Source organism: Streptomyces sp. NPDC002888 (genome assembly GCF_042888465.1).
Taxonomy (GTDB): Bacteria; Actinomycetota; Actinomycetes; order Streptomycetales; family Streptomycetaceae; genus Streptomyces.
The window spans coordinates 110,619-135,755 of record NZ_JBIAPU010000003.1 but is presented as its reverse complement, the minus strand read 5'-3'; the positions used below and the strand labels follow the sequence as shown (position 1 = coordinate 135,755).

Annotated in this window: 22 protein-coding genes; 12 read left to right on the top strand and 10 right to left on the bottom strand. The window is 71.2% G+C overall.

Annotation, left to right across the window (positions count from 1 at the left end):
* Positions 1-29: 29 nt before the first annotated feature.
* The 3 genes from ACFYWX_RS06125 to ACFYWX_RS06115 form a co-directional block, all read right to left on the bottom strand.
* Positions 30-668, bottom strand: a complete 639-nt coding sequence (locus ACFYWX_RS06125; RefSeq protein WP_389422776.1) for a TetR/AcrR family transcriptional regulator — start codon at positions 666-668, stop codon at positions 30-32.
* On the bottom strand, positions 665-2,230 hold the full coding sequence (locus tag ACFYWX_RS06120) for a DHA2 family efflux MFS transporter permease subunit (RefSeq protein WP_389422775.1): 1,566 nt from the start codon (positions 2,228-2,230) through the stop codon (positions 665-667). Before ACFYWX_RS06120 ends, ACFYWX_RS06125 begins: the two co-directional genes overlap by 4 nt.
* A gap of 107 nt (positions 2,231-2,337) precedes the next feature.
* A complete protein-coding gene (locus tag ACFYWX_RS06115; RefSeq protein WP_389422774.1) occupies positions 2,338-3,051 on the bottom strand; it encodes a hemolysin III family protein in 714 nt (237 codons plus the stop codon).
* A gap of 343 nt (positions 3,052-3,394) precedes the next feature.
* On the opposite strand from ACFYWX_RS06115, the gene ACFYWX_RS06110 reads away from it, so the two are divergent.
* On the top strand, positions 3,395-5,218 hold the full coding sequence (locus tag ACFYWX_RS06110) for a phosphoenolpyruvate carboxykinase (GTP) (protein WP_389422773.1): 1,824 nt from the start codon (positions 3,395-3,397) through the stop codon (positions 5,216-5,218).
* 265 nt (positions 5,219-5,483) lie between these two features.
* Here the strand turns inward: ACFYWX_RS06110 and ACFYWX_RS06105 are convergent, their stop codons facing one another.
* Together ACFYWX_RS06105 and ACFYWX_RS06100 are read right to left on the bottom strand one after the other, a co-directional pair.
* Entirely contained in the window at positions 5,484-5,909 is a 426-nt protein-coding gene (locus ACFYWX_RS06105; protein WP_389422772.1) for a hypothetical protein, read from the bottom strand.
* 102 nt (positions 5,910-6,011) lie between these two features.
* A complete protein-coding gene (locus tag ACFYWX_RS06100) occupies positions 6,012-7,223 on the bottom strand; it encodes a pyridoxal phosphate-dependent aminotransferase (protein WP_389422771.1) in 1,212 nt (403 codons plus the stop codon).
* A gap of 126 nt (positions 7,224-7,349) precedes the next feature.
* On the opposite strand from ACFYWX_RS06100, the gene ACFYWX_RS06095 reads away from it, so the two are divergent.
* Complete coding sequence (locus ACFYWX_RS06095; protein WP_389422770.1) at positions 7,350-8,240, top strand: hypothetical protein; 891 nt, start codon at positions 7,350-7,352, stop codon at positions 8,238-8,240.
* Between the two features lie 143 nt (positions 8,241-8,383).
* A complete protein-coding gene (locus ACFYWX_RS06090) occupies positions 8,384-9,286 on the top strand; it encodes a serine protease (RefSeq protein ID WP_389422769.1) in 903 nt (300 codons plus the stop codon).
* Between the two features lie 29 nt (positions 9,287-9,315).
* On the opposite strand, the gene ACFYWX_RS06085 is transcribed toward ACFYWX_RS06090, so the two are convergent.
* Positions 9,316-10,926, bottom strand: coding sequence for an amidohydrolase family protein (locus tag ACFYWX_RS06085; RefSeq protein ID WP_389422768.1), 1,611 nt, complete (start codon positions 10,924-10,926; stop codon positions 9,316-9,318).
* Positions 10,927-10,936: 10 nt separating this feature from the next.
* Positions 10,937-12,202, bottom strand: a complete 1,266-nt coding sequence (locus ACFYWX_RS06080; RefSeq protein ID WP_389422767.1) for an amino acid deaminase — start codon at positions 12,200-12,202, stop codon at positions 10,937-10,939.
* A 131-nt stretch (positions 12,203-12,333) separates the two neighbouring features.
* On the opposite strand from ACFYWX_RS06080, the gene ACFYWX_RS06075 reads away from it, so the two are divergent.
* The 4 genes from ACFYWX_RS06075 to ACFYWX_RS06060 all read left to right on the top strand — a co-directional run bounded on the left by ACFYWX_RS06075 (position 12,334) and on the right by ACFYWX_RS06060 (position 15,323).
* Entirely contained in the window at positions 12,334-13,416 is a 1,083-nt protein-coding gene (locus ACFYWX_RS06075) for a sugar kinase (protein ID WP_389422766.1), read from the top strand.
* Positions 13,413-14,174 (top strand): IclR family transcriptional regulator, encoded by a 762-nt coding sequence (locus ACFYWX_RS06070; protein WP_389422765.1) that lies wholly within the window; start codon positions 13,413-13,415, stop codon positions 14,172-14,174. The genes ACFYWX_RS06075 and ACFYWX_RS06070 overlap by 4 nt, the downstream gene beginning before the upstream one ends.
* A gap of 132 nt (positions 14,175-14,306) precedes the next feature.
* Positions 14,307-14,717: a RidA family protein gene (locus tag ACFYWX_RS06065; protein WP_389422764.1), complete on the top strand. Its 411-nt coding sequence runs from the start codon at positions 14,307-14,309 to the stop codon at positions 14,715-14,717.
* 84 nt (positions 14,718-14,801) lie between these two features.
* Entirely contained in the window at positions 14,802-15,323 is a 522-nt protein-coding gene (locus tag ACFYWX_RS06060; RefSeq protein ID WP_389422763.1) for a hypothetical protein, read from the top strand.
* On the opposite strand, the gene ACFYWX_RS06055 is transcribed toward ACFYWX_RS06060, so the two are convergent.
* Positions 15,320-16,675, bottom strand: coding sequence for a M14 family metallopeptidase (locus ACFYWX_RS06055; RefSeq protein ID WP_389422762.1), 1,356 nt, complete (start codon positions 16,673-16,675; stop codon positions 15,320-15,322). The two genes, ACFYWX_RS06060 and ACFYWX_RS06055, sit on opposite strands and share 4 nt — an antisense overlap.
* Before the next feature lie 313 nt (positions 16,676-16,988).
* Between ACFYWX_RS06055 and ACFYWX_RS06050 the strand changes: the two genes are divergently transcribed.
* The 4 genes from ACFYWX_RS06050 (at position 16,989) to ACFYWX_RS06035 (ending at position 22,682) form a co-directional block, all read left to right on the top strand.
* Positions 16,989-19,664, top strand: a complete 2,676-nt coding sequence (locus tag ACFYWX_RS06050) for an ATP-binding protein (RefSeq protein ID WP_389422761.1) — start codon at positions 16,989-16,991, stop codon at positions 19,662-19,664.
* A 52-nt stretch (positions 19,665-19,716) separates the two neighbouring features.
* Entirely contained in the window at positions 19,717-20,634 is a 918-nt protein-coding gene (locus tag ACFYWX_RS06045; protein ID WP_389422760.1) for an anti-sigma factor RsbA family regulatory protein, read from the top strand.
* A gap of 113 nt (positions 20,635-20,747) precedes the next feature.
* Positions 20,748-21,230 carry an ATP-binding protein gene (locus ACFYWX_RS06040; protein ID WP_389422759.1) on the top strand — a complete coding sequence of 161 codons (483 nt, stop codon included), beginning with the start codon at positions 20,748-20,750 and terminating at the stop codon, positions 21,228-21,230.
* 87 nt (positions 21,231-21,317) lie between these two features.
* Positions 21,318-22,682 carry an Nramp family divalent metal transporter gene (locus ACFYWX_RS06035; RefSeq protein ID WP_389422758.1) on the top strand — a complete coding sequence of 455 codons (1,365 nt, stop codon included), beginning with the start codon at positions 21,318-21,320 and terminating at the stop codon, positions 22,680-22,682.
* A gap of 6 nt (positions 22,683-22,688) precedes the next feature.
* Here the strand turns inward: ACFYWX_RS06035 and ACFYWX_RS06030 are convergent, their stop codons facing one another.
* A complete protein-coding gene (locus tag ACFYWX_RS06030) occupies positions 22,689-23,969 on the bottom strand; it encodes a hypothetical protein (protein WP_389422757.1) in 1,281 nt (426 codons plus the stop codon).
* 57 nt (positions 23,970-24,026) lie between these two features.
* Positions 24,027-24,533, bottom strand: coding sequence for a SigE family RNA polymerase sigma factor (locus ACFYWX_RS06025; protein ID WP_389422756.1), 507 nt, complete (start codon positions 24,531-24,533; stop codon positions 24,027-24,029).
* 210 nt (positions 24,534-24,743) lie between these two features.
* Between ACFYWX_RS06025 and ACFYWX_RS06020 the strand changes: the two genes are divergently transcribed.
* Positions 24,744-25,136, top strand: a complete 393-nt coding sequence (locus ACFYWX_RS06020; RefSeq protein WP_389422755.1) for a hypothetical protein — start codon at positions 24,744-24,746, stop codon at positions 25,134-25,136.
* The last annotated feature ends 1 nt before the right edge of the window (position 25,137 follow it).

Below are 25,137 nucleotides of genomic sequence, written 5' to 3'. Positions count from 1 at the left end.
CCAGGATCGCACGGAGGAGGGGGGTGACCTCAGGGGTTTTCCTGCGGGAGGCCGTGCTGGAGGACCTCCAGGGTGCGGTCGACGAGGGTGGCGAAGTCGTCCCGGTGCCCGTTCTCCGCCCAGTACAGGGAGGTCTCCATCAGGCCGCCGATGAGGGACATCGCGTAGACCCGCACCTCGAGGCTGTCGGGGTCGCGGCCGGTGCGCTCACCTATCGCAGTGCAGAGCATGCGGCCGGTGACCGACATGCTCTCCATCATCCGGGAGCGCACCGCGGGGACCTGGACCATCAGGTGGGTGCGCAGCCGCGCGACCTCCTCGTCCTCCTCGACGCCCGTGCGGACGGCCTCCCGCATGACGTACCGGATGGTGTCCGGCCAGGGTTCGTCCGCGGGCCGGGCCCGCACTTCCTCGAGGAGGATCGGGTCGTACTCGTCCGTGAGGACGATGTCCTCCTTGGTCGGGAAGTAACGGAAGACGGTCGACGGCGACACCTCGGCCCGGTCGGCGATCTGCTCGATCGTCGTGGCGTCGTACCCCTGCTCCTTGATCAGTCCGTACGTCGCGGTGCGGATCGCCTCACGGGTCTTGATCTTCTTGCGTTCACGGAGTCCGAGCGGGGGGCGGTCGGCGGAAGTGGGGGTGCGTGCGGCCGTCATGGGGGTCATTGTCGGGCATCCGCCTTGAGGGCGACCACGTCAGGGCTCGCGCTCTCGGTGCGCCGCCGCTCCGGTGCCCCGGGCAGGAAGGCCGCCGCCAGCAGGGCTGCGACGAGTGCGGCGAGGCCGCACACCAGTAGGACGAGGCCCATGCCGTGCACGTACGCGCCGTCCGCGGAGGCCATCAGGTCCGCCGATCCGGCCCGCTCGGCGACCAGGTGGGCGGCGACCACGGAGTCCCCGGCGGTGTCGGCCGCCGCGGCGGGCAGCCCGGTCACGTCGAGCCGGTCGCGGAAGGCGCCCGCGAGCAGGCTGCCGAGCAGGGCGATGCCGATCGCGCCGCCGACCTGGCGCAGCGTCATCAGCAGCCCGGAGCCGTTGCCGGCCCGGTCGGCGGGCAGCGTGCCGAGGGCACCGGCCATCGCGGGCACGATCGAGAAGCCGAAGCCGACCCCGGCGACCGACAGCCACAGCGCGGTGAAGCCGTAGCCGGAGTCGACCGTCGTACGGCTGCCCAGGACGGCGGCGAACGCCAGCACCGCCAGACCCGCGCTCACCACGGCGCGGGCCCCGAACCGGGCGACGACGGGCTGCGCGGCCCGCGCGGCGACCATCAGACCGCCCATCATCGGCAGCAGCCGCACCCCGGTGCCGAGGGCGTCGTGGCCGAGGACGGCCTGGAGGTAGGGCGGCAGGACGAACATCAGGCCGGAGAGGACGAACATGACGAGGGTCGCGGCGAGGGCGTTGAACAGGAACCCGCGGCGGGCGAGCAGCGTCATGTCGAGCATGGGCCGCACGACCCGCCGTTCGCGCAGCACCAGCGCGGCGATCAGTACGACGGCCCCGCCGAGCAAGCCGAGGACCAGCGGGTCGCCCCAGCCGCGGGTGGGGGCCTCGATGATCGCGTAGACCAGGGCGCCGAGGCCGGCCGCGGTGAGCGCGGTGGAGAGGGTGTCGACCTTCGGGGAGGCCGGGTCGCTGGTCTCGGGCAGCAGCAGGACGCAGGCGGCGATGCCGATGGCGGCCATCGGGACGTTGATCAGGAACACCGAGCCCCACCAGAAGTGGTCGAGGAGCCAGCCGCCGATGATCGGGCCGAGCGGCAGGCCCAGCGTCGAACCGGCCGAGACGATGCCGACCGCCTTGGTCCGCTCTTCGGGCGTGAACAGCGAGGGCAGGACCGACAGCGCGAGCGGGGTGACCAGCGCCGCTCCGACGCCCATCACCGCGCGGGCGACGACGACCGCGCTCACGCCGTCGGCCAGCGCGCCCACCACGGAACCGGCGAGGAAGATCCCCAGCCCGGTGATCAGCATCAGCCGCCGCCCGAACCGGTCGCCGAGCAGCCCGGCGGGGAGCATCAGCGCGGCGAAGACGACGACGTAGGCGTCCGCCATCCACTGCTGTTCGCCGGTGGTGGCGCCGAGATCGCCGGCCATCGTCGGCAGGGCCACGTTGAGGATCGTCATGTCGAAGCCGAGCGTCAGCATGCTCGCGACCAGGGCGCCGAGGGCCCACCAGCGGCGGGGGTCGGGGGGCACGTCGTTGCCTTGAGTGACAGTAACCATGAAATGAGAGTAACTGCCAAAAGGTAGTGACGGTCAACAGGCGGGGCCGCGCGGGCACGAAAAACGGCCACGGCTGGGAAGCCGTGGCCGTCTCGAAGAAGGGGGAGTTATGCGTGCTGGTACGCCACCAGCGAGATTCCGACGTAGTGCACGACGAACGCGGCGAGCGTGAGGGAGTGGAAGACCTCGTGGAAGCCGAACCAGCGCGGTGAGGGGTTCGGGCGCTTGATGCCGTAGACCACGCCGCCCGCGCTGTAGAGGAGACCGCCGACGATCACCAGGACCAGCACGGCGATGCCGCCGGTGCGCATGAAGTCCGGAAGGAAGAAGACGGCGGCCCAGCCCATCGCGATGTAGCAGGGGGTGTAGAGCCAGCGCGGGGCGCCGACCCAGAACACCCGGAAGGCGATGCCTGCCACCGCGGCCCCCCAGATGCCCCACAGCAGCCACTGGCCCTTGCTCGGCGGCAGGAGCAGCAGCGTCAGGGGTGTGTAGGTGCCCGCGATGATCAGGAAGATGTTGGCGTGATCCAGTCGGCGCAGGACGCCGTCCATGCGCGGGCTCCAGGTGCCCCGGTGGTACAGCGCGCTCACGCCGAACAGCAGGCAGGCCGTCAGCGCGTAGATCCCGCAGGCGATGCGCCCGCGGGGCGAGTCGGCCAGGGCGGTGAGCACCAGGCCTGCGACGAGTGCGGCCGGAAACATGCCCAGATGAAGCCAGCCACGGAGCTTGGGCTTGATCGGATGCGGCAGTGAGAGCGCAGCGGAGACGCGGCCGGCGGCCGGCGAGTCCGTGGGCGCGTCGGGGACGGGCGCAGTCATGAACCGCATCGTACCTACGGAGCCGTAAGTTACGAATCAGTAGGGCACGAGAGTCGACGAAGAGTGGCCATCATCTCACGGGAGTTCGGCTCCCGAAAGCTGAACCGGACGTCGGGTCAAGGGACCTTCAGCTGAACGCAATGTGGCCGCAAAGGGACCTCGTTACACGTGGCGATCCTCACTCCGCTCACCTGTGCGCTCCTCTGGACATATGGGCGGACCCGTCGGATGATCAAATGAGTGCGGTCGGCACCGGATGAGCGCCAGAGATCGACATCGAAGCATCCGGGTCGCAGCCCCCACGGGGCAACAAGGCAACAAAATCCCTCATTTAGGAGCTATCGTGGCGCGCGACATCGCGGCTCCCACCGTCATCCCCACCCAGCACCAGGAACTGATCTCCTGGGTGAACGAGATCGCCGAACTGACCCAGCCGGACAACGTGGTCTGGTGTGACGGATCCGAGGCCGAGTACGAGCGACTGTGCGAGGAGCTCGTCGAGAAGGGCACCTTCAAAAAACTCGACCCCATCAAGCGCCCCAACTCGTACTACGCGGCTTCCGACCCGACCGATGTCGCCCGGGTCGAGGACCGCACCTTCATCTGCTCCGAGAAGGAGGAGGACGCCGGCCCGACCAACCACTGGAAGGCGCCCGCGGAGATGCGGGAGATCTTCCAGGGGGAGAAGGGCGTCTTCCGCGGCTCGATGAAGGGCCGGACGATGTACGTCGTCCCGTTCTGCATGGGCCCGCTGGGCTCGGACCTCTCCGCGATCGGCGTCGAGATCACCGACTCCGCCTACGTCGCCGTCTCCATGCGCACCATGACCCGCATGGGACAGCCGGTCCTCGACGAGCTCGGCTCCGACGGCTTCTTCGTCAAGGCCGTCCACACCCTCGGCGCCCCGCTCGCTCAGGGCGAGGCCGACGTGCCGTGGCCGTGCAACTCCACGAAGTACATCTCGCACTTCCCCGAGAGCCGCGAGATCTGGTCCTACGGCTCCGGCTACGGCGGCAACGCCCTGCTCGGCAAGAAGTGCTACGCCCTGCGCATCGCCTCCGTCATGGCGCGCGACGAGGGCTGGCTCGCCGAGCACATGCTGATCCTCAAGCTCACGCCGCCGCAGGGTGAGTCGAAGTACGTCGCCGCCGCCTTCCCGAGCGCCTGCGGCAAGACCAACCTCGCCATGCTGGAGCCGACGATCTCCGGCTGGACGGTCGAGACGATCGGCGACGACATCGCCTGGATGCGTTTCGGCGAGGACGGCCGGCTGTACGCGATCAACCCCGAGGCCGGCTTCTTCGGGGTCGCGCCCGGCACCGGTGAGCACACCAACGCCAACGCGATGAAGACGCTGTGGGGCAACTCCGTCTTCACGAACGTGGCGCTGACCGACGACAACGACATCTGGTGGGAGGGCATGACGGAGGAGACTCCGGCCCACCTCACGGACTGGAAGGGCAACGACTGGACGCCGGCGTCCGAGACTCCGGCCGCCCACCCCAACGCCCGCTTCACCACTCCCGCCGCGCAGTGCCCGATCATCGCGCCCGAGTGGGAGGACCCCAAGGGCGTGCCGATCTCGGCGATCCTCTTCGGCGGGCGTCGCGCCAGCGCCGTACCGCTGGTGACGGAGTCCTTCGACTGGAACCACGGCGTCTTCCTCGGCGCCAACGTGGCCTCCGAGAAGACCGCCGCCGCCGAGGGCAAGGTCGGCGAGCTGCGCCGCGACCCCTTCGCCATGCTGCCGTTCTGCGGCTACAACATGGGCGACTACATGGGCCACTGGGTCGACGTCGCCAAGGGCAGGGACCAGGCGAAGCTGCCGAAGATCTACTACGTCAACTGGTTCCGCAAGAACGACGCGGGCAAGTTCGTCTGGCCCGGCTTCGGCGAGAACAGCCGCGTCCTGAAGTGGATCGTCGAGCGCCTGGAGGGCAGGGCGGAGGGCGTCGAGACCCCGATCGGCATCCTGCCGGCCAAGGACGCCATCGACACCAAGGGCCTCGAACTGGCCGACTCCGACCTGGAGTTCCTGCTCACGGTCGACAAGGAGGTCTGGCGCGAGGAGGCCTCCCTGGTCCCCGAGCACCTCAACACCTTCGGTGACCACACGCCCAAGGAGCTGTGGGACGAGTACCACGCGCTGGTGCAGCGCCTGGGCTGACTCCGGCCCGACACCAAACTCCGCGGCCGGCTTGGATGTGCCCTGACCAGCGATCGTCACGGCCGGCCGCGGTGAACACCGAACAGAGGACCCGGGCCCCGCACAAAGACGTGCGGGGCCCGGCCTGTTGGCCGTCGCTCATCGGTTCCGATTCCGACGACCACCGAAGATCCGCGGCCGAGGCCAACGCGGTGCATGGCTCCCGGTCCGCGCGTCGCTGCGGGTGCACGCGGACCGGGGCCGATCGGGGGAGTCCCGGGCGGGACTAGCGGGCGCCGCTCAGGTGGTGCGGCTCGGACAGCGCGGCGGAGTGCGCGTCCATGCGCTCCGCCGCGAGGATCGCCGCCGCGGTGTCCGCTCGGGATGCCGCGACGACCAGGGCGCGGCCCGCGAGGGTGTGCGCCCGCTGGTGGAGCGCGGCGAGGCGGGGCTCACGGCTGCCGGAGGCCACTGCCCGGACCGGCGCGCGGCCGCCCCGAAGGCGGGCCACCTGCTGCGCGAGCCGCTCGGCCGCGGTGTCCAGGCCGGCGTCGGGGGCGAGCGCACGCAGCTCGTCGGTGACGGCGAGCAGCGCCGCGAGATGCCCGGCGAGCTGGATGTCCAGCTCCTCCTCGCGCGTCCGGTGGGGGAAGTCGGAGGTGGTGCCGGCCATCGTGCTGTGCACCGACTTGCTGCGGATCGGTTCGTACATGAGATGGCCTCCTGTGCTCTGACAGGAAGCCATCCTAGCTTAGATTTCGTCTAAAGTTGAGCCGATCACAAAATAGGACGGATGCTACACGGAGCGTGAGCGTCAGGGCTGGCTGTATCCGTCCAGGAAGTGGCCGATCCGGCCGATCGCGTCCCGCAGGTCGCCGACCGACGGCAGGGTGACGACCCGGAAGTGGTCGGGTTCCGGCCAGTTGAAGCCGGTGCCCTGGACGACCATGATCTTCTCCCGGCGCAGCAGGTCCAGGACCATCCGCCGGTCGTCCTTGATCTTGAACGCCTTGGGGTCGAGGCGCGGGAAGAGGTAGAGCGCCCCCTTCGGCCGTACGCAGCTCACGCCCGGAATCTGCGTCAGCATCTCGTAGGCGACGTCGAGTTGTTCCTTCAGGCGCCCGCCCGGCAGCACCAGGTCGTTGATCGTCTGCCGCCCGCTGAGTGCGGCGACCACGCCGTGCTGGCCCGGCATGTTCGCGCACAGCCGCATGTTCGCGAGGATCGTCAGACCCTCGATGTAGGAGTCGGCGTGCGCGCGCGGCCCGGAGATCGACATCCAGCCCACCCGGTAGCCCGCGACCCGGTACGCCTTCGACATGCCGTTGAAGGTCAGCGTCAGCAGGTCCGGGGCGACCGCGGCGGTCGGGGTGTGGGTGGCGTCGTCGTAGAGGATCTTGTCGTAGATCTCGTCGGAGCAGACGAGGAGGTTGTGCCGGCGGGCGATGTCCGTCAGCCCCTTGAGCACGGCCTCGTCGTAGACCGCGCCCGTGGGGTTGTTCGGGTTGATGATGACGATCGCCTTGGTGCGGTCGGTGACCTTGCGCTCCACGTCCGCCAGGTCGGGCATCCAGTCGGACTGTTCGTCGCAGCGGTAGTGCACGGCGGTGCCGCCGGAGAGGGAGACGGCGGCCGTCCACAGCGGATAGTCCGGCGCCGGTACGAGGACCTCGTCGCCGTCGTCCAGCAGGCCCTGCATCGCCATCACGATCAGCTCGGAGACGCCGTTGCCGATGAAGACGTGCTCGACGTCCGTCTCGATGCCGAGGGTCTGGTTGTGCATGACGACGGCGCGGCGGGCGGCGAGCAGCCCCTTCGCGTCGCCGTAGCCGTGCGCCGTCGACACGTTGCGGAGGATGTCCTCCAGGATCTCGGGCGGGCAGTCGAAGCCGAACGCGGCAGGGTTGCCGGTGTTCAGCTTGAGGATGCGGTGCCCTGCCGCCTCGAGCCGCATCGCCTCCTCGAGCACCGGGCCCCGGATCTCGTAACAGACATTGGCGAGCTTGGTCGACTGGATCACCTGCATGTCTGGGAGCTTACGGCCCGGTAACGCCTCGTGGGTCGTGTTTTCCACCACGTGGGACGCGTCGATTTGTGTGGTTATCTTCCGTGGCTGTCCCACGGGTCCCACCCGTCTCTACAATGCGCCGCCATGTCCAGGCCACCTGAGTACGAGAACGGGGCGTATGGCGTGAATCCCGCGAACAGCGCGACCGGCGCGTACGGCGTCCACGGTGCGCACGGCGAGGGCGGTGTGCCCCAGGTACCGCCGAACGTGTACCACCCGTACGCCCCCACGACCCCCGCGTACGACGAGTACGCCGACCCCGCGGCCGCCCACGGCTGGCAGAACGCCTACGACGAGACGGCGGAGCTCCCCCGAACGGCCCTGGAGACCCCGGACGGGGGCCCCTGCCCGCCATCCGGGGGAGCCGACCGGGTCGACGGCCCGGCGGCCGAGGGCGCCGGGTGGGTCGACGGTGCGGCATCCGGCGGGGGCGAGTGGGTCGACGGCCCGGCATCCGGTGGAGCCGGGGTGGGTGACGGCTCGGTGGTCGACGGGGTCGCCCGGGGCGACGACGCCCCGGGCGGCACCCGTTCCGCTCGGCGGGCGCGGCGCAGGCGCGGTGGGCGGCGGCGGGCGCTGGTGGCCGCGGGGGCGGTGGGGGTGGTGTCGGTGGCCGCCGTGATCGCGGGGTTCTCGTTCTCCGGGTCCTCGTCCGGCGGGCGGCCGGGCACGGACGCCGGTACGCGCTCCGCCGCCGACGACGAGTCCACCGGCTCCACGCGCCGGGCCGGGACCGATCCGACCGACACGGGCTCGGCGCGCTCGGACAGCCCGGCGGCGGGCGCGTCGTCCGACGCGGGCGCCTCACCCACGGTGTCCCAGGACCCGAAGGCGACCGCCGAGGCCGCCCAGGACCCCGCCACGTCCACCGCCCCGCGGCCGGCCCCCACGTCCTCCTCCGAGTCGACCGCCTCCGCGCGCGGCAACTCGGGTGGCAAGGGGCGCGGCCAGGGCGGCACGAAGGGCCCCAAGTAGCCACGGGAGCGCACGTGGCTGGAAACAACTCCTTGTTCACTCACCCCTCTGCGATCACAATGCGCATGACAAAAAGTGTGCATGACAAAACAGCGGGCGGCCGGAAGATCTCCGGTCGCCTCGTCGTAAGAGGGGACCCCCACATGAGAAAGCCTCTCGTTGCCGCGTTCTTCGCCCTGGCCATCGCCGGGGCCGGCGCGGCACCCGCGGTCGCGGCGCCGATGACCACGGCTCCGGCCACCGCGGAGAAGGCAACCGCACAGAAGGCGCCCGCGCAGGCGGCCGACGCCAAGGCCGCGTCGCCCACCCTCAAGGCCGTCACCCTCGCGGGGACGGTCGCGCTGAGCAACTGCTCAGGCTCCGTCGTCCGCTTCCCGAACTCCCTGGACACCGACCCGGCGCTGGTGCTCACCAACGGTCACTGCCTGGAGACGGGCTTCCCGGAGCCCGGCGAGGTCATCGTCAACCAGGCGTCCAGCCGCACCTTCGGCCTGCTCAACTCCGCCGGCACCCGGGTCGCGACGCTGCGCGCCAGCAAGATCGCGTACTCGACGATGACCGACACGGACGCCACGATCTACCAGCTCACCAGCACATACGCGACCATCAAGAGCTCCTACGGCATCAGCGCGCTCACCGTCCAGGACACCCACCCCACCGCCGGCACCGCGATCACCGTCGCCTCCGGCTACTGGAAGCGGCTCTACAGCTGCAACATCGACGGGTTCGTGTACCGCATGAAGGAGGGCGACTGGACCTGGAAGGACTCGGTCCGCTACACCTCCGCCTGCAACACCATCGGCGGCACCTCGGGCTCGCCGGTCGTCGACCAGGCCACCGGCAAGGTCGTCGCCGTCAACAACACCGGCAACGAGGACGGCGAGCGCTGCACGGAGAACAACCCCTGCGAGGTCGACGCCAGCGGCAACGTCACCGTCCGTCAGGGCATCAACTACGCCCAGGAGACGTACACGTTCCCGGCCTGCTTCACGACCCGCAACCAGCTGAACCTCAGCGCGAGCGGCTGCACCCTGCCCAAGCCGTAGGGCGTTACGCGACACGGAGGGGCGTTCCGTCACATGGGACTGCGACGGACCGCCCTCCCCGCCAGTACGTCGGTCCGGCGGCCGTCCTCGATCACGAACCGCCCGTCGACCAGGACGTGCGGGATGCCGGTGGGCAGAGTGCGCGGGGCGTCGTACGTCGACCCCGCCGCCACCGTCCGCGGGTCGAAGAGCACCAGGTCCGCCCGGTAGCCCTCACGGACCAGACCCCGGTCCGGCAGGCGCAGCCGGGCCGCCGGGCGTGAGGTCAGATGGGCGACGCACTCCTCCAGTGACAGGACCTCCAGCTCCCGTACGTAGTGGCCGAGGTAGTGCGGGAACGTGCCGTACGCCCGCGGATGCGGCTTGGTGCCCTGGAGGATGCCGTCGGAGCCGCCCGTGTGGACGCGGTGGCGCATGACGGTCCGGACGTTCTCCTCGTGGCCGACGTGCTGGAGGATCGTCGGGGCGAGACGGTCCTCCAGCAGCAGGCGGCGGGCGGTCGTCCAGGGGGCCTCGCCGCGCAGGTCCGCCAGCTCCTGGACCGTACGGCCGACGTACGCGTCGAGTCCGGGGCCGCCGACGCCCGAGACCTCGATCGTGTCCCACTCGACGGGCACACCGTGGCAGCCGTCCGCGCCGAGATCCTCCAGGTGGTGGCGGATCCGCTCGGCGGTCTCCTCCTCCGCGAGACGGCGCAGGACCTCCTGCGGGCCGCCCTCGCTCGCCCAACTCGGCAGCAGCGCGGCGAGGGTGGTGCTGCCGGGCGTGTAGGGATACGTGTCGAGGGTGATGTCGGCACCGGCGGCCAGCGCGTCGTCGAGGAGGGACAGCAGCTCCGGCGCCCTCCCCTTGTTCACGCCGAAGTTCATCGTGGCGTGGGCGAGATGGAGCGGGCAGCCCGCCTCCCGGGTCAGCGCCACCATCTCCGCGTACGCCTCCAGGGCGCCCGCGCCGTAGGAGCGGTGGTGCGGGCAGTAGTAGCCGCCGTAGGACGCCACCACCCGGCACAGCTCGGTCAGTTCGGCGTCGGCGGCGTACATGCCGGGCGTGTAGGTGAGCCCCGAGGACAGGCCGACCGCGCCCTGCTCGAGCCCCTCGGCGACCAACTGCCGCATCCGGTCCAGCTCTTCGGGCGTCGCCTCACGGTCCTCCCAGCCGACGACGAGCGCGCGGACGGTGCCCTGCGGGATCAGATAGGCCGCGTTGACCGCGATGCCGCGGTCCAGCCGGTCCAGGTACTCGCCCACCGACCGCCAGTCGAAGTCGATGTCGTCGCCGTGGCCGTTCCAGCCGGCGATCGCCCGGCGCACCCCGTCGAGCGTGCGGTCGTCGACGGGCGCGTACGACAGACCGTCCTGGCCCAGGACTTCGAGGGTGACACCCTGCGCGGCCTTCGCGCTGTGGTCGGGGTCGCGCAGCAGGGCGAGGTCGCTGTGGGCGTGCATGTCGACGAAGCCGGGGGAGAGGACCAGACCCTCGGCGTCCACCTCCCGGACCGCCTTCGGCCGTTGGCAGCCCGCCGCCGCTGCCTCCTTGACGATTCCCACGATCCGACCGCGGTCGATCACCACGTCCGCGCGGTACGACGGTGCGCCGGAGCCGTCCACGACATCCGCGTCCCGGATGACGACCTCTTCCACGCCGGACCTCCTAGAAGAACGTGCGGATGTAGTCGACGACCGTGCCGTCCGCCTCGGTCACCGGGATCAGCTGCCACTTGTCGAACGACGTGCACGGGTGGGACAGGCCGAGGCCGATCCAGTCGCCGACCTCCAGGTCCGCCTCCGCGGTCGTGCGCAGCCAGGTGTGCTGGTCGGCCAGGGCGGTGACCGAGACGCCGGTGGCGGGACGCTCGGTGCCGTCCCGGCGGAGCGCCTGCGCGAAGGGCAGGTCCAGGTCGTATGCCGCGTCGCGCTTGCCCGCGTTGGCGAAGGCCTGCTCGGTGGACGGGCGGGACACCACCTGCGCCCACAGGCGGAACGCGGGCTCCAGCGCGCCCTCCTCGGGGACCCGGTTGAAGGGCGTCAGGCTGCGGTAGTGGCCGTCGTCGTGCGAGACGTACGCTCCGGAGCGCAGCAACTTCAGTACGGGGACCGAGAGTGCGGGGATCTCCGCGAAGACGTCGGCGACGGCGTCGAACCAGGCGCTGCCGCCCGCGCTGGCGACGATCTCCTCGACGCCGGTGAACCGCCCCGCCTTGTCGAAGTCGGCGGCCAGCGCGACCAGCCGCCGCAACCAGGCGCGCACCCGCTCGGGATCGGCCTCGGGCACCTCGCCCTCGTACCCCGCGACGCCCACCAGCCGCAGGGCCGCCGCGCCCGCCACCGCGTCCGCGACCGCCGCGCACTCCGCCTCGGTCCGCACACCGGTGCGGGCGCCGTCGCCGGCGGCGAGCTCGATCACGACGTCCACCGGGCGCGGTGCCCCCACGAGAGCCGCGTCCATCAGTTCCACCCCGCGCACGGAGTCGACGTAGCAGAGGAAGCGGAAGGCCGGGTCGGCGGCGAGGTCGGCGGCGATCCGGCGCAGGGCCGCCGGGTCCACCAGCTCGTTGGCGAGGAAGACCCGCTCGATCCCGAACGCCCGCGCCACCCGCACCTGGTGCGGCACCGCGAGCGTGATGCCCCACGCGCCGTACTCGATCTGGCGTCGGAAGAGCTGCGGGGCCATGGAGGTCTTGCCGTGCGGGGCGAACAGGAGGCCGTGGCGGTCCGCGTACGCCTCCATGAGCCGCAGGTTGTGCTCCAGACGTTCCGCGGACAGCGTGAGGACGGGCGTGGTGAAGCCGTCGGTGAAGAGGTTGCGGCGCTGGGCGGCCAACTCGCCCACGGTGAGCCCGTCCGCGTCCGGGGGGAGGCCCTTGAAGCGGTGGTCGACACGTTCCTCCGCAAGGCGGGCGAGTGCGTCGCTGCTCATGCAGACCCTCCTGATCTGGTGCGTTGCACAAAGCGCAATACGCATTGCGTATGTCGCTCACTGCTGTCTAACATCTCGGCCACGCGGGGTCAACGAGGCCGCCGTGACCCCACCGAGGAGCTACGACGATCGTGACCCCCACCGGACCACGCAATGCCCCCGACGTCGTCGACGTCGTCGCGCTCGGCGAGTCCATGGTCACCTTCCTGCCCGCCCGGCCGGGCCGCCTCGCCGATGTCCCCTCCTTCGACCGCGCCATCGGCGGCGCGGAGTCCAACGTCGCCTGTGTGCTGGCGGCGGCCGGACACCCGACACGCTGGGTCAGCAGCGTCGGCGCCGACGGCTTCGGCGACCACCTCGTCGAGGAGATCGGGTCCTACGGCGTCGACGTCGCGTCCGTACGGCGTGATCCCGCGCGCCCGACCGGCATCTACTTCCGCACGGCGGGGGACCGGGCCACCGACGCCCACGAGGTGGCCTACTACCGGGCCGGGTCGGCCGCCTCGTCGATGTCGGCGGACACCGTGGACCTGGCGGCGGTGCGCGCCGGGCGCGTACTTCACCTGTCGGGGATCACCGCGGCGCTCTCCGACGACTGCCTCGCCCTCATGTGGGAGCTGACCGAACCCCGGCCCGGCCGGCCGCTCGTCTCCTTCGACGTCAACCACCGGCCGGGGCTGTGGCCCGACGCCGACGGCCCGCGCGTCGTGCTCGACCTCGCCCGCCGCGCCGACATCGTCTTCGTCGGCGCCGACGAGGCACGCGCCGCCTGGGGCCTGCACGGCGCCCGCGCCATCCGCGACGCGCTGCCCGAACCGGAACTCCTGGTCGTCAAGCAGGGCCGGGGCGGGGCCCTCGCGTACGACAGGTCCCTTGACGGCCCGGAGGGCATCGAGGACGCCGACGGCACCGTCACCTTCGTCCCCGCCCTCCGCGTCGACATCGTCGCCGCCGTCGGCGCCGGGGACGCCTTCGCCGCCGGGTTCCTCTCCGCCACCCTGCGCGGGCTGCCCGTGCGCGACCGGCTGCGCCACGGCCATCTCATGGCGGCCGCCGCCCTCACCGCCCCCGGCGACCTCGCCACGCCCCCCGCCCGGGACCACGCCGACCGCCTGGCCGCCCTCGACGACACGGCGTGGGGGACACTTCGACTCGGCCCCGGCTGGACCACCCCGGCCGCGCACCGGGCCGACGAGGAGGTACGCACCCCATGAGCCAGACCGTCGACCGCGCCCTGAGCATCCTGCCGCTGCTCGCCGAGGGCCCCGCCGACCTCGGACAGGTCGCCGACCGCCTCGGCGTCCACAAGTCCACGGCCCTGCGCCTCCTGCGCACCCTCCACGAGCACGGCCTCGTCTACCGCCAGTCCGACCAGCGCTACCGCCTCGGCGCCCGCCTCATCGCCCTCGCCCAGGAGGCGATGGAGAACCTCGACATCCGCGAGATCGCCCACCCCCACCTCGTACGGCTGAACGACAGCTGCGGCCACACCGTCCACCTCGCCGTCTACGAGGAGGAAGAGGTCCTGTACATCGACAAGGTGGAGAGCCGCTACCCCGTGCGCATGTACTCGCGCATCGGCAAACCCGTCGCCATCACCGTCGCCGCCGTGGCGAAACTGCTCCTCGCCGATCTCCCCGAGCACGAGCGGCGCGCCCTCGCGGAGAAGCTCGACTACCCCCTCTACACAGCCCGTTCGACCCCCAACGCACCCGCCTTCCTGAGGGAGTTGGACAAGGTGCGCGAACAGGGCTGGGCCACCGACCTCGGCGGCCACGAGGAGTCCATCAACTGCGTCGGGGCCCCCATCCGCGGCGCCGACGGCCGGGTGGTCGCCGCGATGTCGGTCTCCGCGCCGAACGTCGTCGTCACCGCCGACGAACTCCTCACCCTGCTCCCGCTGGTCCGCCGCACCGCGGACGCCATCAGCGGGGAGTACTCCGGCAGGACTACTACTACTGCTCCAGCCTAACGTGTGACCGCCTGGTGACAGTCGGCGATGGACGCCGATCCGCCCGTAGGGCGAATCGACTTTCCCTGCCCTGTTCCGAAGGAGTCCCTTTCCCTCCCGCCGGAAGGCGGGGGTATCCACGGAGGAATCTCGATGACGGACAAGATCGCGCTGACCCCGAAGACCCACACCACTCCTCCGGCGAGGTTCTCGCACGGCGTGAAGAAGGGAAACATCCTCCAGGTCGCCGGCCAGGTCGGCTTCCTGCCCGCCGAGCAGGGCAAGCCCCCCACGCCGGCCGGCCCCACCCTGCGCGAGCAGACCCTCCAGACCCTCGCCAACGTCAAGGCGATCCTCGAGGAGGGCGGCGCGAGCTGGGACGACGTGATGATGATCCGCGTCTACCTCACGGACACGGGTCACTTCGCCGAGTTCAACGAGATCTACGACCGCTACTTCGAGGAGCAGGCGCTCACGGCGGCCGCACCCGCGCGCACCACGGTGTATGTCGGACTCCCCGAAGGGCTGCTGATCGAGGTCGACGCTCTTGCCGTCCTGGGATGAACGGTCGACGTCGGAGGTGGGCTCCTGATAACGATGCAGGGGCCGACTATGTCCGGCACAGGATCTTCGACCATACTGCCCGGTGTGGAGCAGCGTATAGGTTCGAGCAGCCAGCCCCTGGAGGGCGCCGGATTCGACCCGGCCTTCATTCCCGGGCTCACGTCGCCCGCGAGCGAGGAGCCGGAGAAGGCCAAGCGTGAGGAGGCCGAGGAGGCGCCCTCGGCCGATGAGGTGGTCGCCGAGGAGGTGGTCGCCGACGAGGCCTCCGGGGAGGCTTCTGACGAGGCCTCCGGGGAGGCTTCTGACGAGCCCTCCGACGGTCCCGTCTTCGAGGCATCGGACCGGCGCGCGAAGATCGTCGCGGATCACAAGGGCGTCCGGCTCACCCTGGACGACCAGGAGTGCGAGTTCCGCTGGGACGAGATCGGCGCGGTGGAGACGGAGACCGCCCGCTTCGGCAAGCGGTACACCGTCACCGTCCACACCCCTGACCGCCGCTGGTTCCCGATCGAGATCGAGGCGACGGCCAGGAGCACGTTCAAGGAGTGGGACGAACAACTGGACGCGGTACTGGACGCCTACTTCGAAGAAGGGGACGCTGACTAACTGCAGTACTGGCCGGCCTTCCCGATGGACCTGTACATGCAGTCCGCGTTCTCGAGAAGCTGCAACACCGCATCCCGGTTCCGGGACGTCTCCCGCTCGATGACTTCGTCGGGCGGGTAGAACCCACCCCCGGAGCTGGACGACGGATACATCTCGAAGGTGTACGAGAAGATCTTCTGCGAGCCCCAGAGATAGTCGTCGATCGACCCGTCGGTGATGTACAGGTCGCTGGACTGCTCCGCCGTGTACCCGTTGCTGGCGGCCATCTTCTGCCCGACCGTCTTGAAGGCGTTGTAGTCGTCCGCCGTCATCCCGGTCGCCGTGTCGGAGTACGTGTACCCGAACGGCCACAACACCAGCTCGCTGTACGTGTGGAAGTCGATCCCCGCCGTGATCTGCTGCTTCCCGCCGACGACCCGGCTGCGCACGAAGTCGGCGACGACCTTCACCTCGGGCGCGGACTCGGCGGACTTGCCCCGGTACGTCTCGGAGGACGTGGACCCCGAAGACCCGCCGCAGCAGCCCCACTTGTAGTCCCAGTTGCGGTTGAGATCCGTACCGACGTACGAGGAACCGGAGTTGGGCTGCCGGTTCTTGCGCCAGGACCGGTACGACCCGCTCGCGATGTCGTACTCGCCGCCGTCCGGGTTGAGGTCGGGCACGATCCAGATCTCGCGGCCGTTCACCATGCTGGTGATCCGGGAGTCGGAGCCGTAGCCCGCGCCGAGTTCGCGGATGAGGTACAGCGCCATCTCGACCGTCATGTGTTCACGGGCGTGCTGGTGGTGGGTGAACAGCACCTCCGGCTCCGACTCGTCCGTCGCCACGTTGTCGCTGATCTTGATGGCGACGATGTCCCGGCCCTGGTAGGACTTGCCGATCACCCGCTTGCTCATGATGTTCGGGTAGGCGGCGAGCCGTTGGTCGATCTCCGCGCTCATCTCGGCGTAGTTGTGGTACTTCGAGTCCGCCGACGGGAAGTCGAAGAGCCGCATCTCGTCCCCGGCGACCCGGTCCGGCGCGGCACCCGACGGGGCGACCTCGTAGCCCTGTTGGCGGAGCTTGCGGATCTGGTCGGCGCGGCCCGAGACGACGACGGTCTCCTCGTCGGCCTCGTCGACGGACACGCCGGTCGCGGCGATGGCGGTGCGCGTGACCGGGGTGTTCTGGTGGACGTGGATCTCGTACTGCCGGATGTCGTCGGCGGACGCGGCCGGCTTCTGGGCGCCGTCGGCGGACGCGTCGGTGGCGGTCGCCGTGAGGGGTGCGGCGAGGGCCAGGGCCAGCAGGGTGGCGAGCGCGGCGGTGCGTCTGCCGCTTCGGGCGCCCGAGCCGCGGATGCGAAGTCGCATGAAATCTCCTTGTTTCTCCAGGGAGTCCGGGGTCTTCCGGACGTGGGGAGTGGAGCGGGGGGTGGTTCAGCGACGTGCTGGTGCGGGTGTGCCGCTCATCGTGGGCGTGTGGCATGAGCAGGTCAAGAGTGCGCCATGGGGTGACCGTACGAACCAGCGGAAACCGGCCGCGCAGTGTACGCGCGACCGCAGCTCCCGGAGCGGTCCCCGGCAAAGTGCACCCGCGGGTGTGACGGTGAGGTGCATATATGTAGGGCCGAGGGGAGAGTGGCAGTCCGCGCAGAGACCCACACCCCCGAAGGACTGGCTGATCATGGGCGGATCAGCGCCACGACGGGACTGCCACCTGCCGGTGGAGACGACCAGCTTCGTCGACCGGCGCAGCGAACTGGCCGCCGGGCGCGAGCTGTTGGCCCGCGCTCGACTGGTCACGCTCACCGGCCCGGGCGGCGTCGGCAAGACCCGTCTCGCGCTGCGCATGGCGGCCCGCCTGGAGCGGGCCTTCCCCGACGGCGTGCGCTTCGTACCGCTCGCCGGGCTGCACGACCCGGCGCTCGTCCCGCTCGCCGCCGCCGACGCGCTCGGCCTGCGCGACCACTCCGCACAGCCGCCGTTGGACGCGCTGGTGCAACAGGTACGGGACCGCCGGCTGCTGTTGGTCGTCGACAACTGCGAGCACCTGCTGCCGGCCTGCGCGCAACTCGCCGCGGCCCTGCTGCACGGCACCCCGGGCGTCCGCATCCTCGCCACCAGCCGCCACCGCCTCGGCCTCACCGAGGAACACCTCATGGAGGTACGGCCCCTGCAGGTCCCCGACCCGGACGGCGACCTCTCCGCCGCCGACGGCTACCCCGCCCTCGCCCTCTTCGCCGACCGCGCCGCCGCCGTCGTCCCCGGCTTCCGTCTGACCTCCGCCAACCGCGCGGCCGTCGCCCGCCTCTGCAGCCGCCTCGACGGACTCCCGCTCGCCATCGAACTCGCCGCGGTCCGCATGCGCGTCCTCGACGTCGATCAGCTCCTCGAACGCCTCGACGACCGCTACCGCCTCCTCACCACCGGCAGCCCCGCCGTCCTCCCTCGCCACCAGACCCTCCGCGCCGCGGTCACCTGGAGCCACGAACTGTGCACCCCCGCGGAACAACTGGTCTGGTCCCGCCTGTCGGTCCTGGCAGGCACGTTCGACCTGGAGACGGCGGAGGCGGTGGCGGCGGACGAAGGCCGTGGCGCCGACGGGCGGGACCGCCGGGGCGAGGGCGAGGGCGAGCGCGAGCGCGACGGCCACGGTGCCGACGGGGCGGGGGCGGGCGGAGCGTTATCCGGGGAGGTGCCGCAGGGGGCCCGGGGTGGGGCCGCGGGCCGTGGTCGTGGTGGGGGTGGGAGCGGGAGCGAGCGCGGTCGACCCGGCACCGGCGGCGCCGGGACAAGGCACCCCGGGGAAGCCCTCAGGGGAACCCCCGCTGCCGGCCCCCTCATCCGCGCACAGGACGTTCTCGAAGCCGTCGCCGGGCTCGTCGACAAGTCCGTGCTGTGCCGGGAGGCGGGGCCCGACGGGGTGCGGTACCGGCTGCTGGACACGCTGCGGCACTACGGGCTCGAGCGGTTGCGGGAGCGGCCGGGGGAGGAGCCGGCCGCGCGGCGGCGGCACCGGGACTGGATGCAGGAACGGGCCGCCGCCTTCGAACGGGCCTGGTTCGGCCCGGGCCAGCCCGCGATCGTCGCGCGGCTGCGGGCCGACCGCGACAACCTGCGCGCCGCCCTCGACTTCAGCCTCACCGCCCCCGGCGAGGCCCTCGCCGGTCTGCGCCTCGCCGGCACCCTCTGGTTCCAATGGCACGCCAGCGGCGTCCCGCGCGAGGGCCGCTACTGGCTCGACCGTGCCCTCGACGCAAGCCCCGCCCCCACCCGCGAACGCGCCCGCGCCCTCTGGGTGTCCGGGCTGCTCGCCGGCTGCCCCGAAGACCTCACCCGCGGCCTGCGCCGCGCCGCACAGGCCCGCGACCTGGCCCGACGGCTCGGTGACGCCGCCGAGGCCGCCCACGCCGAGTACGTCGTCGGTGTCATCCGCCTCTTCAGCGACGACCTGCCGGCCGCCCTGGACCACTTCCGCGCCAGCGTCGCTCGCGGCCGCGCCCCCGGCCAGCACCTCAGCGTCGTCGGCCTCGACCACGTCGAACTCGCCTGCGCCCTCGCCCTCCTCGGCGAGGCCGACGAGGCGATCGAGGTCTGCGAGGAGACCCGCCGCCTCTGTACGGAGCATGGCGAGGAATGGGTGCTGTCGTACGTCCTGCGGATACTGGCCCTGGCCCACACCGTGAAGGGCAACTGGTGGGAGGCCGAGCGGCACGCCCTGGAGGCGCTGCCCCTCAAACTCGCCGTGCACGACGTCCTCGGCATCGGCCTCACCCTCGACCTGCTCGCCAGGATCGCGGCTCAGCGCGGCGACCACGACCGCGCCGCCGTCCTGCTCGGCGGAGCCGACCGCGCCTGGGCCGACGTCGACCGCAACCGCTTCGGCTCGGCCGCCCTCAACTCCACCCGCCTGAGCAGCGAGACGTGTGTGCGCGAGGCGGTGGGCCACACCGCCTTCCACCGCGCCCACGAACGCGGCGCGGCCCTCGGACTGCGCGACATCGTCGGCTATGCGCTGAGCGATCACGAGCAGCAGCAGAAGCAGGAACAGGAACAGGAACAGGAACGCGAGCGCGAGCCCCGGCAGGGACACGGGCACGCGTACGTCTCCGCACAGCCCCCTTCCGAACCGACCCGGGCCACCCACGCCACACCCCACCGCACCGCCGACGGGGTCCGCCTCACCCCGCGCGAGACCGAGGTCGCCGAACTCGTCGCCCAGGGCCTCGCCAACCAGCAGATCGCCGACCGCCTGGTGATCGCCCGCCGCACCGCCGAAGGCCACGTGGAACGCATCCTCAGCAAGCTCGGCTTCAGCAACCGCAGCCAGATCGCCGCCTGGGTGACCGCACAGCGCTGACCCCCACCGCCTGCCCCAGCCCCACCGCCCACCACCCACCACAAGGAAAGCCATGATCCCCCGACCCACCCCGCCCCAGGGGTCGTTCGACCACCGCATCGCCGTCCACGGCTCCGACGAAGCCTTCCTCGCCGCCGCCCTGCCCTTCCTCCACGAGGGCCTCGCCGCCCCCGCCGAACCCCCGCCCGTGGCCATCGCCGCCCCCGACAAGCTCGACCTCCTGCGCGACGCCCTCGGCACCGACGCGCAGGACGTCGGCTTCGTCCCGCACACCGACTGGTACACCGGATCCGCCGCCAACGCCGTGGCCCGCAGCGCCGGTTACGTCGCCGCGCACGCCGGACCCCAGGGCCGAATCCACCTCCTCATGGAACCGGTGTGGAACGGCCGCGCCGGCCGCTCCGCCCGTGAAAGCGCCGAGTGGATCCGCTACGAGGCCCTCGCCAACCTCCTCTTCGCCCCGCTGGCGACCACCGCCCTGTGCGCCTACGACATGCGCACCGCGGGCCCCGCCGTCGTCGCCGCGGCCCGCCGCACCCACCCCGACACCGGCGTCTACGAGGACCCGGTCCGCATCGCCGCCGAGCTGGACGCCGTACCGCTGCCGCCGCCCTCGTACGACACCGAGCAGCTCCCCGAGCCGGGCCCGGACGGGGACGCCGTACGTGCCTGGGCGGTCGGGCGGGGACTGCCCGCGGCGGACGCGGAGCTGTTCGCCACGTCCGTCACCGAGGCGGCCGCACACCTCGGCGGTCCGCTCACGGCCACCCTGCTGTGGGGCGAGGCACCCGCCTGCGTCTGCGAACTGCGCTCACCGCACCGCGTCGACGACCCCCTCGCCGGTTTCGTCCCGCCGCCCACCGCCGAACTGGAGCCCGGCCAGGGCCTGTGGTTCGCCCGGCAGGTGTGCGCCTACGTCGACATCCGCGACGACGGCGAAGGAACGACCGTACGGCTGCAGTACGCGTAGCCGTGGAGCCCGCCACGAGCTCGCGGCGGTGCCCCCGGACGGGCTACGGCGCAGGTATGGAATCAGGTAGTCCTCCCCGTGTGCCGTACGCCCCCGCCGGACACCCTGAAAGCATGCTGCGACTCTCCGGGGGGCGCCCTGCGGACCCCGATCCCCAGTACGGCGCGTACCCCCAGCCGCCCATGGGGGCAGGGCACCTGAGCGTCGAGTACGCCCCCCGCCCCGCCGCCGTCCGCGAGGCCCGTGCGGCGGTCCGCAAACAGCTGGAGGGATGGGGCCTTGCGGAGCAGGAGGACCTGGTGGACACGGCGGAACTCCTCGTGAGCGAGCTGGCCACCAACGCCCTGCTGCACTCCGCGAGCCGCTTCCGGCTCACGCTGTCCGCCGCGCACGGCGTCCTGCGCTGCGAGGTGGCCGACACCGGCCGCCGCACCCCGCAGGTGCTCCAGGCGGGCGGGGCGGAGAGCGGCCGGGGGATGTTCCTGGTGGACGCGCTCGCCCGGCGCTGGGGCTGCCACCAGGACGGGCCGGGCAAGACCGTCTGGTTCGAGCTCGGCACGTGTGGGGGCGACGGCTGCGGTCGGCGACAGCCGTAGCGCCCCGCGCGTGGTTCCCCGCGACTCTGGATCGGTCCCCGCGAAGCCCTCTTGTCAGTTCCCGTACTTTGCGGTTTCTTGACCACCATGGCGGACACCACGGGAAACCCCACCGACACCGAGGCACCATCCGACATCGACTCCACCCCACGTAAATCGAGTTGGCGACACATCGGCCCCGGGATCGTCGTGGCAGCCACCGGCGTCGGCGCCGGTGACCTCGTCGCCACCCTCATCGCGGGCAGCAACTTCGGCTACACCCTCCTGTGGGCGGCGATCGTCGGCTGCCTGGTGAAGATCTCGCTCGCCGAGGCGGCCGGCCGCTGGCACCTGTCCACCGGCAGCACCCTCTTCGACGGCTGGGCGAGCCTCGGCCGCTGGACCACGTACTTCTTCGCCGCCTACGTCGTGATCTGGGGCTTCGTCTACGGCGCGGCGGCGATGTCGTCGAGCGCGCTGCCCCTGCAGGCGCTGTTCCCCGACGTGATGGACCTCAAGTGGTGGGCCGTCGCCTGCGGCGTGGTGGGCCTCGTCTTCGTCTGGTTCAACAAGTACGCCGTCTTCGAGAAGGTCATGACGGTCCTGGTCGGCGTCATGTTCGTGGTGACGGTGTACCTGGCGATCCGCGTCACCCCCAACCTCCCCGACGCCTTCGCCGGCCTGCTCCCCGTCCTGCCCGACGAGAAGGACTCCGTCCTCAACACGCTGGGCCTGATCGGCGGCGTCGGCGGCACCATCACGCTCGCCGCGTACGGCTACTGGGTCAACGCCAAGGGCTGGACGAACACCGGCTGGATGAAGGTCATGCGCCTCGACAACCGCGTCGCCTACGCCACGACCGGCATCTTCGTGATCGCGATGCTCTTCGTCGGCGCCGAGCTGCTGCACTCGGCGAACGTCGCCATCGCCAGCGGCGACAAGGGCCTCATCCAGCTCACCGACATTCTGGAGGCGGAGTACGGCTCGGCCACCGCCAAGTTCTTCCTGATCGGCTTCTTCGCCACCTCCTACACCTCGCTGATCGGTGTCTGGCACGGCGTGAGCCTGATGTTCGCGGACTTCGTGTCGCGCTACCGGAAGCGCGGCGGGACCCAGAGCGGGGCCGGGGAGGAGGCCGGGGGCGAGGGTGAGGCCGGGGGCGAGGAGGTCGCGTCGGGCGAGCGCGAGCGTTCGTGGCCCTTCCGCGCGTACCTGCTGTGGCTGACCTTCCCGCCCATCGTGCTCCTCTTCCAGGGCCAGCCCTTCCGCCTGATCATCCTCTACGGCGTCCTGGGCGCGGCGTTCCTCCCCTTCCTCGCCGGCACCCTGATCTGGCTCCTCAACTCCTCCCGCACCCCCCGCCAGTGGCGCAACGGTCCGCTGAGCAACGTGATGCTGGCGCTGGCCGGGCTGCTGTTCCTGGTGCTGTGCGTGAAGCAGATCTGGGACCAGCCGTGGTCGGAGTTCTTCTGACGCCCCCTACAGGTTCTGCCACTTCGGGCTGAGGGCGATCTCCCGGAGCTGTTTCATGGACAGGGCCGGGGCCGGACGGGTCGCGTCGGTGTTCTGCGTACGGGCGTTGAAGGCGCTGATCACCACGCGCATACCGTCGGTCCGCAAGGTGTCGACGGTCCACATCACGACACCCGACCCGGCCTTCTCGCCCGGCCCCTGCCGCTCCTTGACCTTCGTGCCGTCGGGAAGGGTCTCGGAGCCGGCCCCGTAGAGCTGGTCGGCGACATCCCGCATGTCGGGCTGCACGTTGATCTGGACGAAGCTCTGCCCCTTGCCGTCCTCGACCACGACATAGGCGTACCCGCCCTCGTCATGGCTTCGCTCAACCAGCGTGAGCCCCTTGGGAAGCAGCCCGACCAGCGTCTCCGACACCGCCCTGCCGCTGGCCTCTGCGGCGGTGGGCGTCGGCTCCGCGCTCGGCTTGCGAGGGTCCACCGGAATGGCGTCGACGACCCCCCGCCACACCTCGGCCGAGGCGACCTCCTTCAACTGGGCGGGAGAGAGGGGCGGTTCGTCCCGGCTGATCCCGGCGCCCTTCTCGGCGGCGGAGTTCCATTCGCTCACGGAGACGTGCTGCCCGGTCGGGGTGACCAGGTCCGCCGCCCACAGCTTCGTGTCGACGCGCCGGTCCGGGTACTCGTACCCCTTGACGACCTTGACGACGGACCCGTCCTTCAGCCTGGTCACATCACAACTGTCGTATCCCGCGAGGAGCTTGTCCGGGCAATCCGCCAGCTGCCGGGCCTGGGTGCCGCCCGGCTGCACCTGGTTCAGGCCGACGGAGACGGCCGCGGCGCCCTTGCCGTCGTCGAAGACGACCTGCGCGTACGGCGGCAGCGGGGCGTCCTCGTGCGTACCGCGCGCCTGCGGGTTGCTGAACGTCCCCTTCGGCAGCAGCTTTTCGAGCATCTGGACGAGCTCGTCCCCGGAGACGGGCCCTCGGGTGGGCGTGGCGGAGGCCTTGGCCTTCGGCGGGGCGGCCACGTTGCCGCCGGCCGTAGACGGGTCGGACGACCCTCCCCCCGGCAGGAGCAGCGCCCCACCGACACCGACGAGCGCGAGACCGGCCGCCCCACCGGCGACAGCGGCCCGCCGCCGCAACCGCAGCCGCCGCCCACGCACCTGCCCGGCGGCGGCGAGCGCGCCCCGATCGGCGTCGAAGGCGCCTCCGGCCTCGTGCAAGGCGGCGGAGAGCTGGTCCTCGAAGGGGCTGCTGTTGGGGTCGCTGTGCTGGTTTACGGGCATGGCGGAACCACCGTTTCCGGAAGATTGGTGTGAGGGAGTGAATGGGTGCTGGGGGCGTCAGGGTCTGGCGTACTCGCCGATGTCCTCGCCGAGCAGCTCCCGCAGCCGGCCGAGGGCGCGCACGCACCGGGTCCGCACGGCCGCCGAGCTGGCGTTCATCGCGTCGGCGGTCTCCTCTATGGACCGGTCCTCCCAGTACCGCAGGACCACCACGGCCCGGTCCTTGGCGGGCAGCCGCGCGAGAGCCTGGAGCAGCGTGAGCCGCAGCGAGGTATCACGCTCGGCCCCCGCCCGCTCCGGCAACACGTCCGTCGCGCGCTCGGTACTGCTGCGCCGCCGCTGATGCGCGAGGAAGGTCCGGGTGAGGACGGTCTGCGCGTAAGCCGCCGGATTCCCGACGCGGCTCACCCGCCCCCACCGTACGTACAACCGCCCCAACGTCTCCTGCACCAGGTCCTCGGCGAGATGGGTGTCGCCCGCGGTGAGCAGACACGCGGACCGGTACAGATGCCCGGCCCGCGCCGCCGCGAACTCCGCGTACTCGTCCGCGCGGGCCTGCCTCATGCCTGTTCCCCTGTCTGCGTGGTCGTGTGGTCGTGTGGTGTTCGGACCGGTCGGACCGTCGTCCTCACCTCATTGATGCAGTGGGGGAGGGGAAATGTTTCACAGGGGGCGCAGAGGGTTTGCCGAGGCGGGGCGGGTCGGGGTCGGCCGGCACACGACGGGTAAGTTCTCGTCCGAGGACACACCTGCTTGAGCCCCGGGGGACCGCCAATGACCCAGCCACCGTACGGCCACCAGACACCACCCCCACCGGCGACTCCGCCGGGCTTCGGCCCCCCGCCCCCGCAGTACGCCTACCCCGCACCTCAGCCCGCGGCCCCCTCGGGCCCTGAGTTCCTGGCCGTCGACCGCCACAACTCCATCGTCGTCGACCCGGCCGGCGTCGCCTTCGAGGACCACGACATCACCGCCGAGTTCCCCTGGCACGAAATCCGCAGCGTCCACTACAAGGCCAGCCCCAACGGCAAGGCCCTCATGATGGCGGTCGTCCACCTGGACGGCAGGTTCTACGAGTGCGTGGTGGACGCGAAGCCCCGCGAACGCCTGGGCCAGTGGTTCGCTCAGCTGGCAGGGGTGCTGGGGTACTACCGACCGATGGGCTGAC

Bases quoted from the DNA above. Each gene is read 5' to 3' on its own strand.
- ACFYWX_RS06125 (WP_389422776.1), bottom strand. From the start codon at position 668: ATGACCCCCATGACGGCCGCACGCACCCCCACTTCCGCCGACCGCCCC.
- ACFYWX_RS06120 (WP_389422775.1), bottom strand. From the start codon at position 2,230: ATGGTTACTGTCACTCAAGGCAACGACGTGCCCCCCGACCCCCGCCGC.
- ACFYWX_RS06115 (WP_389422774.1), bottom strand. From the start codon at position 3,051: ATGACTGCGCCCGTCCCCGACGCGCCCACGGACTCGCCGGCCGCCGGC.
- ACFYWX_RS06105 (WP_389422772.1), bottom strand. From the start codon at position 5,909: ATGTACGAACCGATCCGCAGCAAGTCGGTGCACAGCACGATGGCCGGC.
- ACFYWX_RS06100 (WP_389422771.1), bottom strand. From the start codon at position 7,223: ATGCAGGTGATCCAGTCGACCAAGCTCGCCAATGTCTGTTACGAGATC.
- ACFYWX_RS06095 (WP_389422770.1), top strand. From the start codon at position 7,350: ATGTCCAGGCCACCTGAGTACGAGAACGGGGCGTATGGCGTGAATCCC.
- ACFYWX_RS06090 (WP_389422769.1), top strand. From the start codon at position 8,384: ATGAGAAAGCCTCTCGTTGCCGCGTTCTTCGCCCTGGCCATCGCCGGG.
- ACFYWX_RS06080 (WP_389422767.1), bottom strand. From the start codon at position 12,202: ATGAGCAGCGACGCACTCGCCCGCCTTGCGGAGGAACGTGTCGACCAC.
- ACFYWX_RS06070 (WP_389422765.1), top strand. From the start codon at position 13,413: ATGAGCCAGACCGTCGACCGCGCCCTGAGCATCCTGCCGCTGCTCGCC.
- ACFYWX_RS06065 (WP_389422764.1), top strand. From the start codon at position 14,307: ATGACGGACAAGATCGCGCTGACCCCGAAGACCCACACCACTCCTCCG.
- ACFYWX_RS06055 (WP_389422762.1), bottom strand. From the start codon at position 16,675: ATGCGACTTCGCATCCGCGGCTCGGGCGCCCGAAGCGGCAGACGCACC.
- ACFYWX_RS06050 (WP_389422761.1), top strand. From the start codon at position 16,989: ATGGGCGGATCAGCGCCACGACGGGACTGCCACCTGCCGGTGGAGACG.
- ACFYWX_RS06045 (WP_389422760.1), top strand. From the start codon at position 19,717: ATGATCCCCCGACCCACCCCGCCCCAGGGGTCGTTCGACCACCGCATC.
- ACFYWX_RS06040 (WP_389422759.1), top strand. From the start codon at position 20,748: ATGCTGCGACTCTCCGGGGGGCGCCCTGCGGACCCCGATCCCCAGTAC.
- ACFYWX_RS06035 (WP_389422758.1), top strand. From the start codon at position 21,318: ATGGCGGACACCACGGGAAACCCCACCGACACCGAGGCACCATCCGAC.
- ACFYWX_RS06030 (WP_389422757.1), bottom strand. From the start codon at position 23,969: ATGCCCGTAAACCAGCACAGCGACCCCAACAGCAGCCCCTTCGAGGAC.
- ACFYWX_RS06025 (WP_389422756.1), bottom strand. From the start codon at position 24,533: ATGAGGCAGGCCCGCGCGGACGAGTACGCGGAGTTCGCGGCGGCGCGG.
- ACFYWX_RS06020 (WP_389422755.1), top strand. From the start codon at position 24,744: ATGACCCAGCCACCGTACGGCCACCAGACACCACCCCCACCGGCGACT.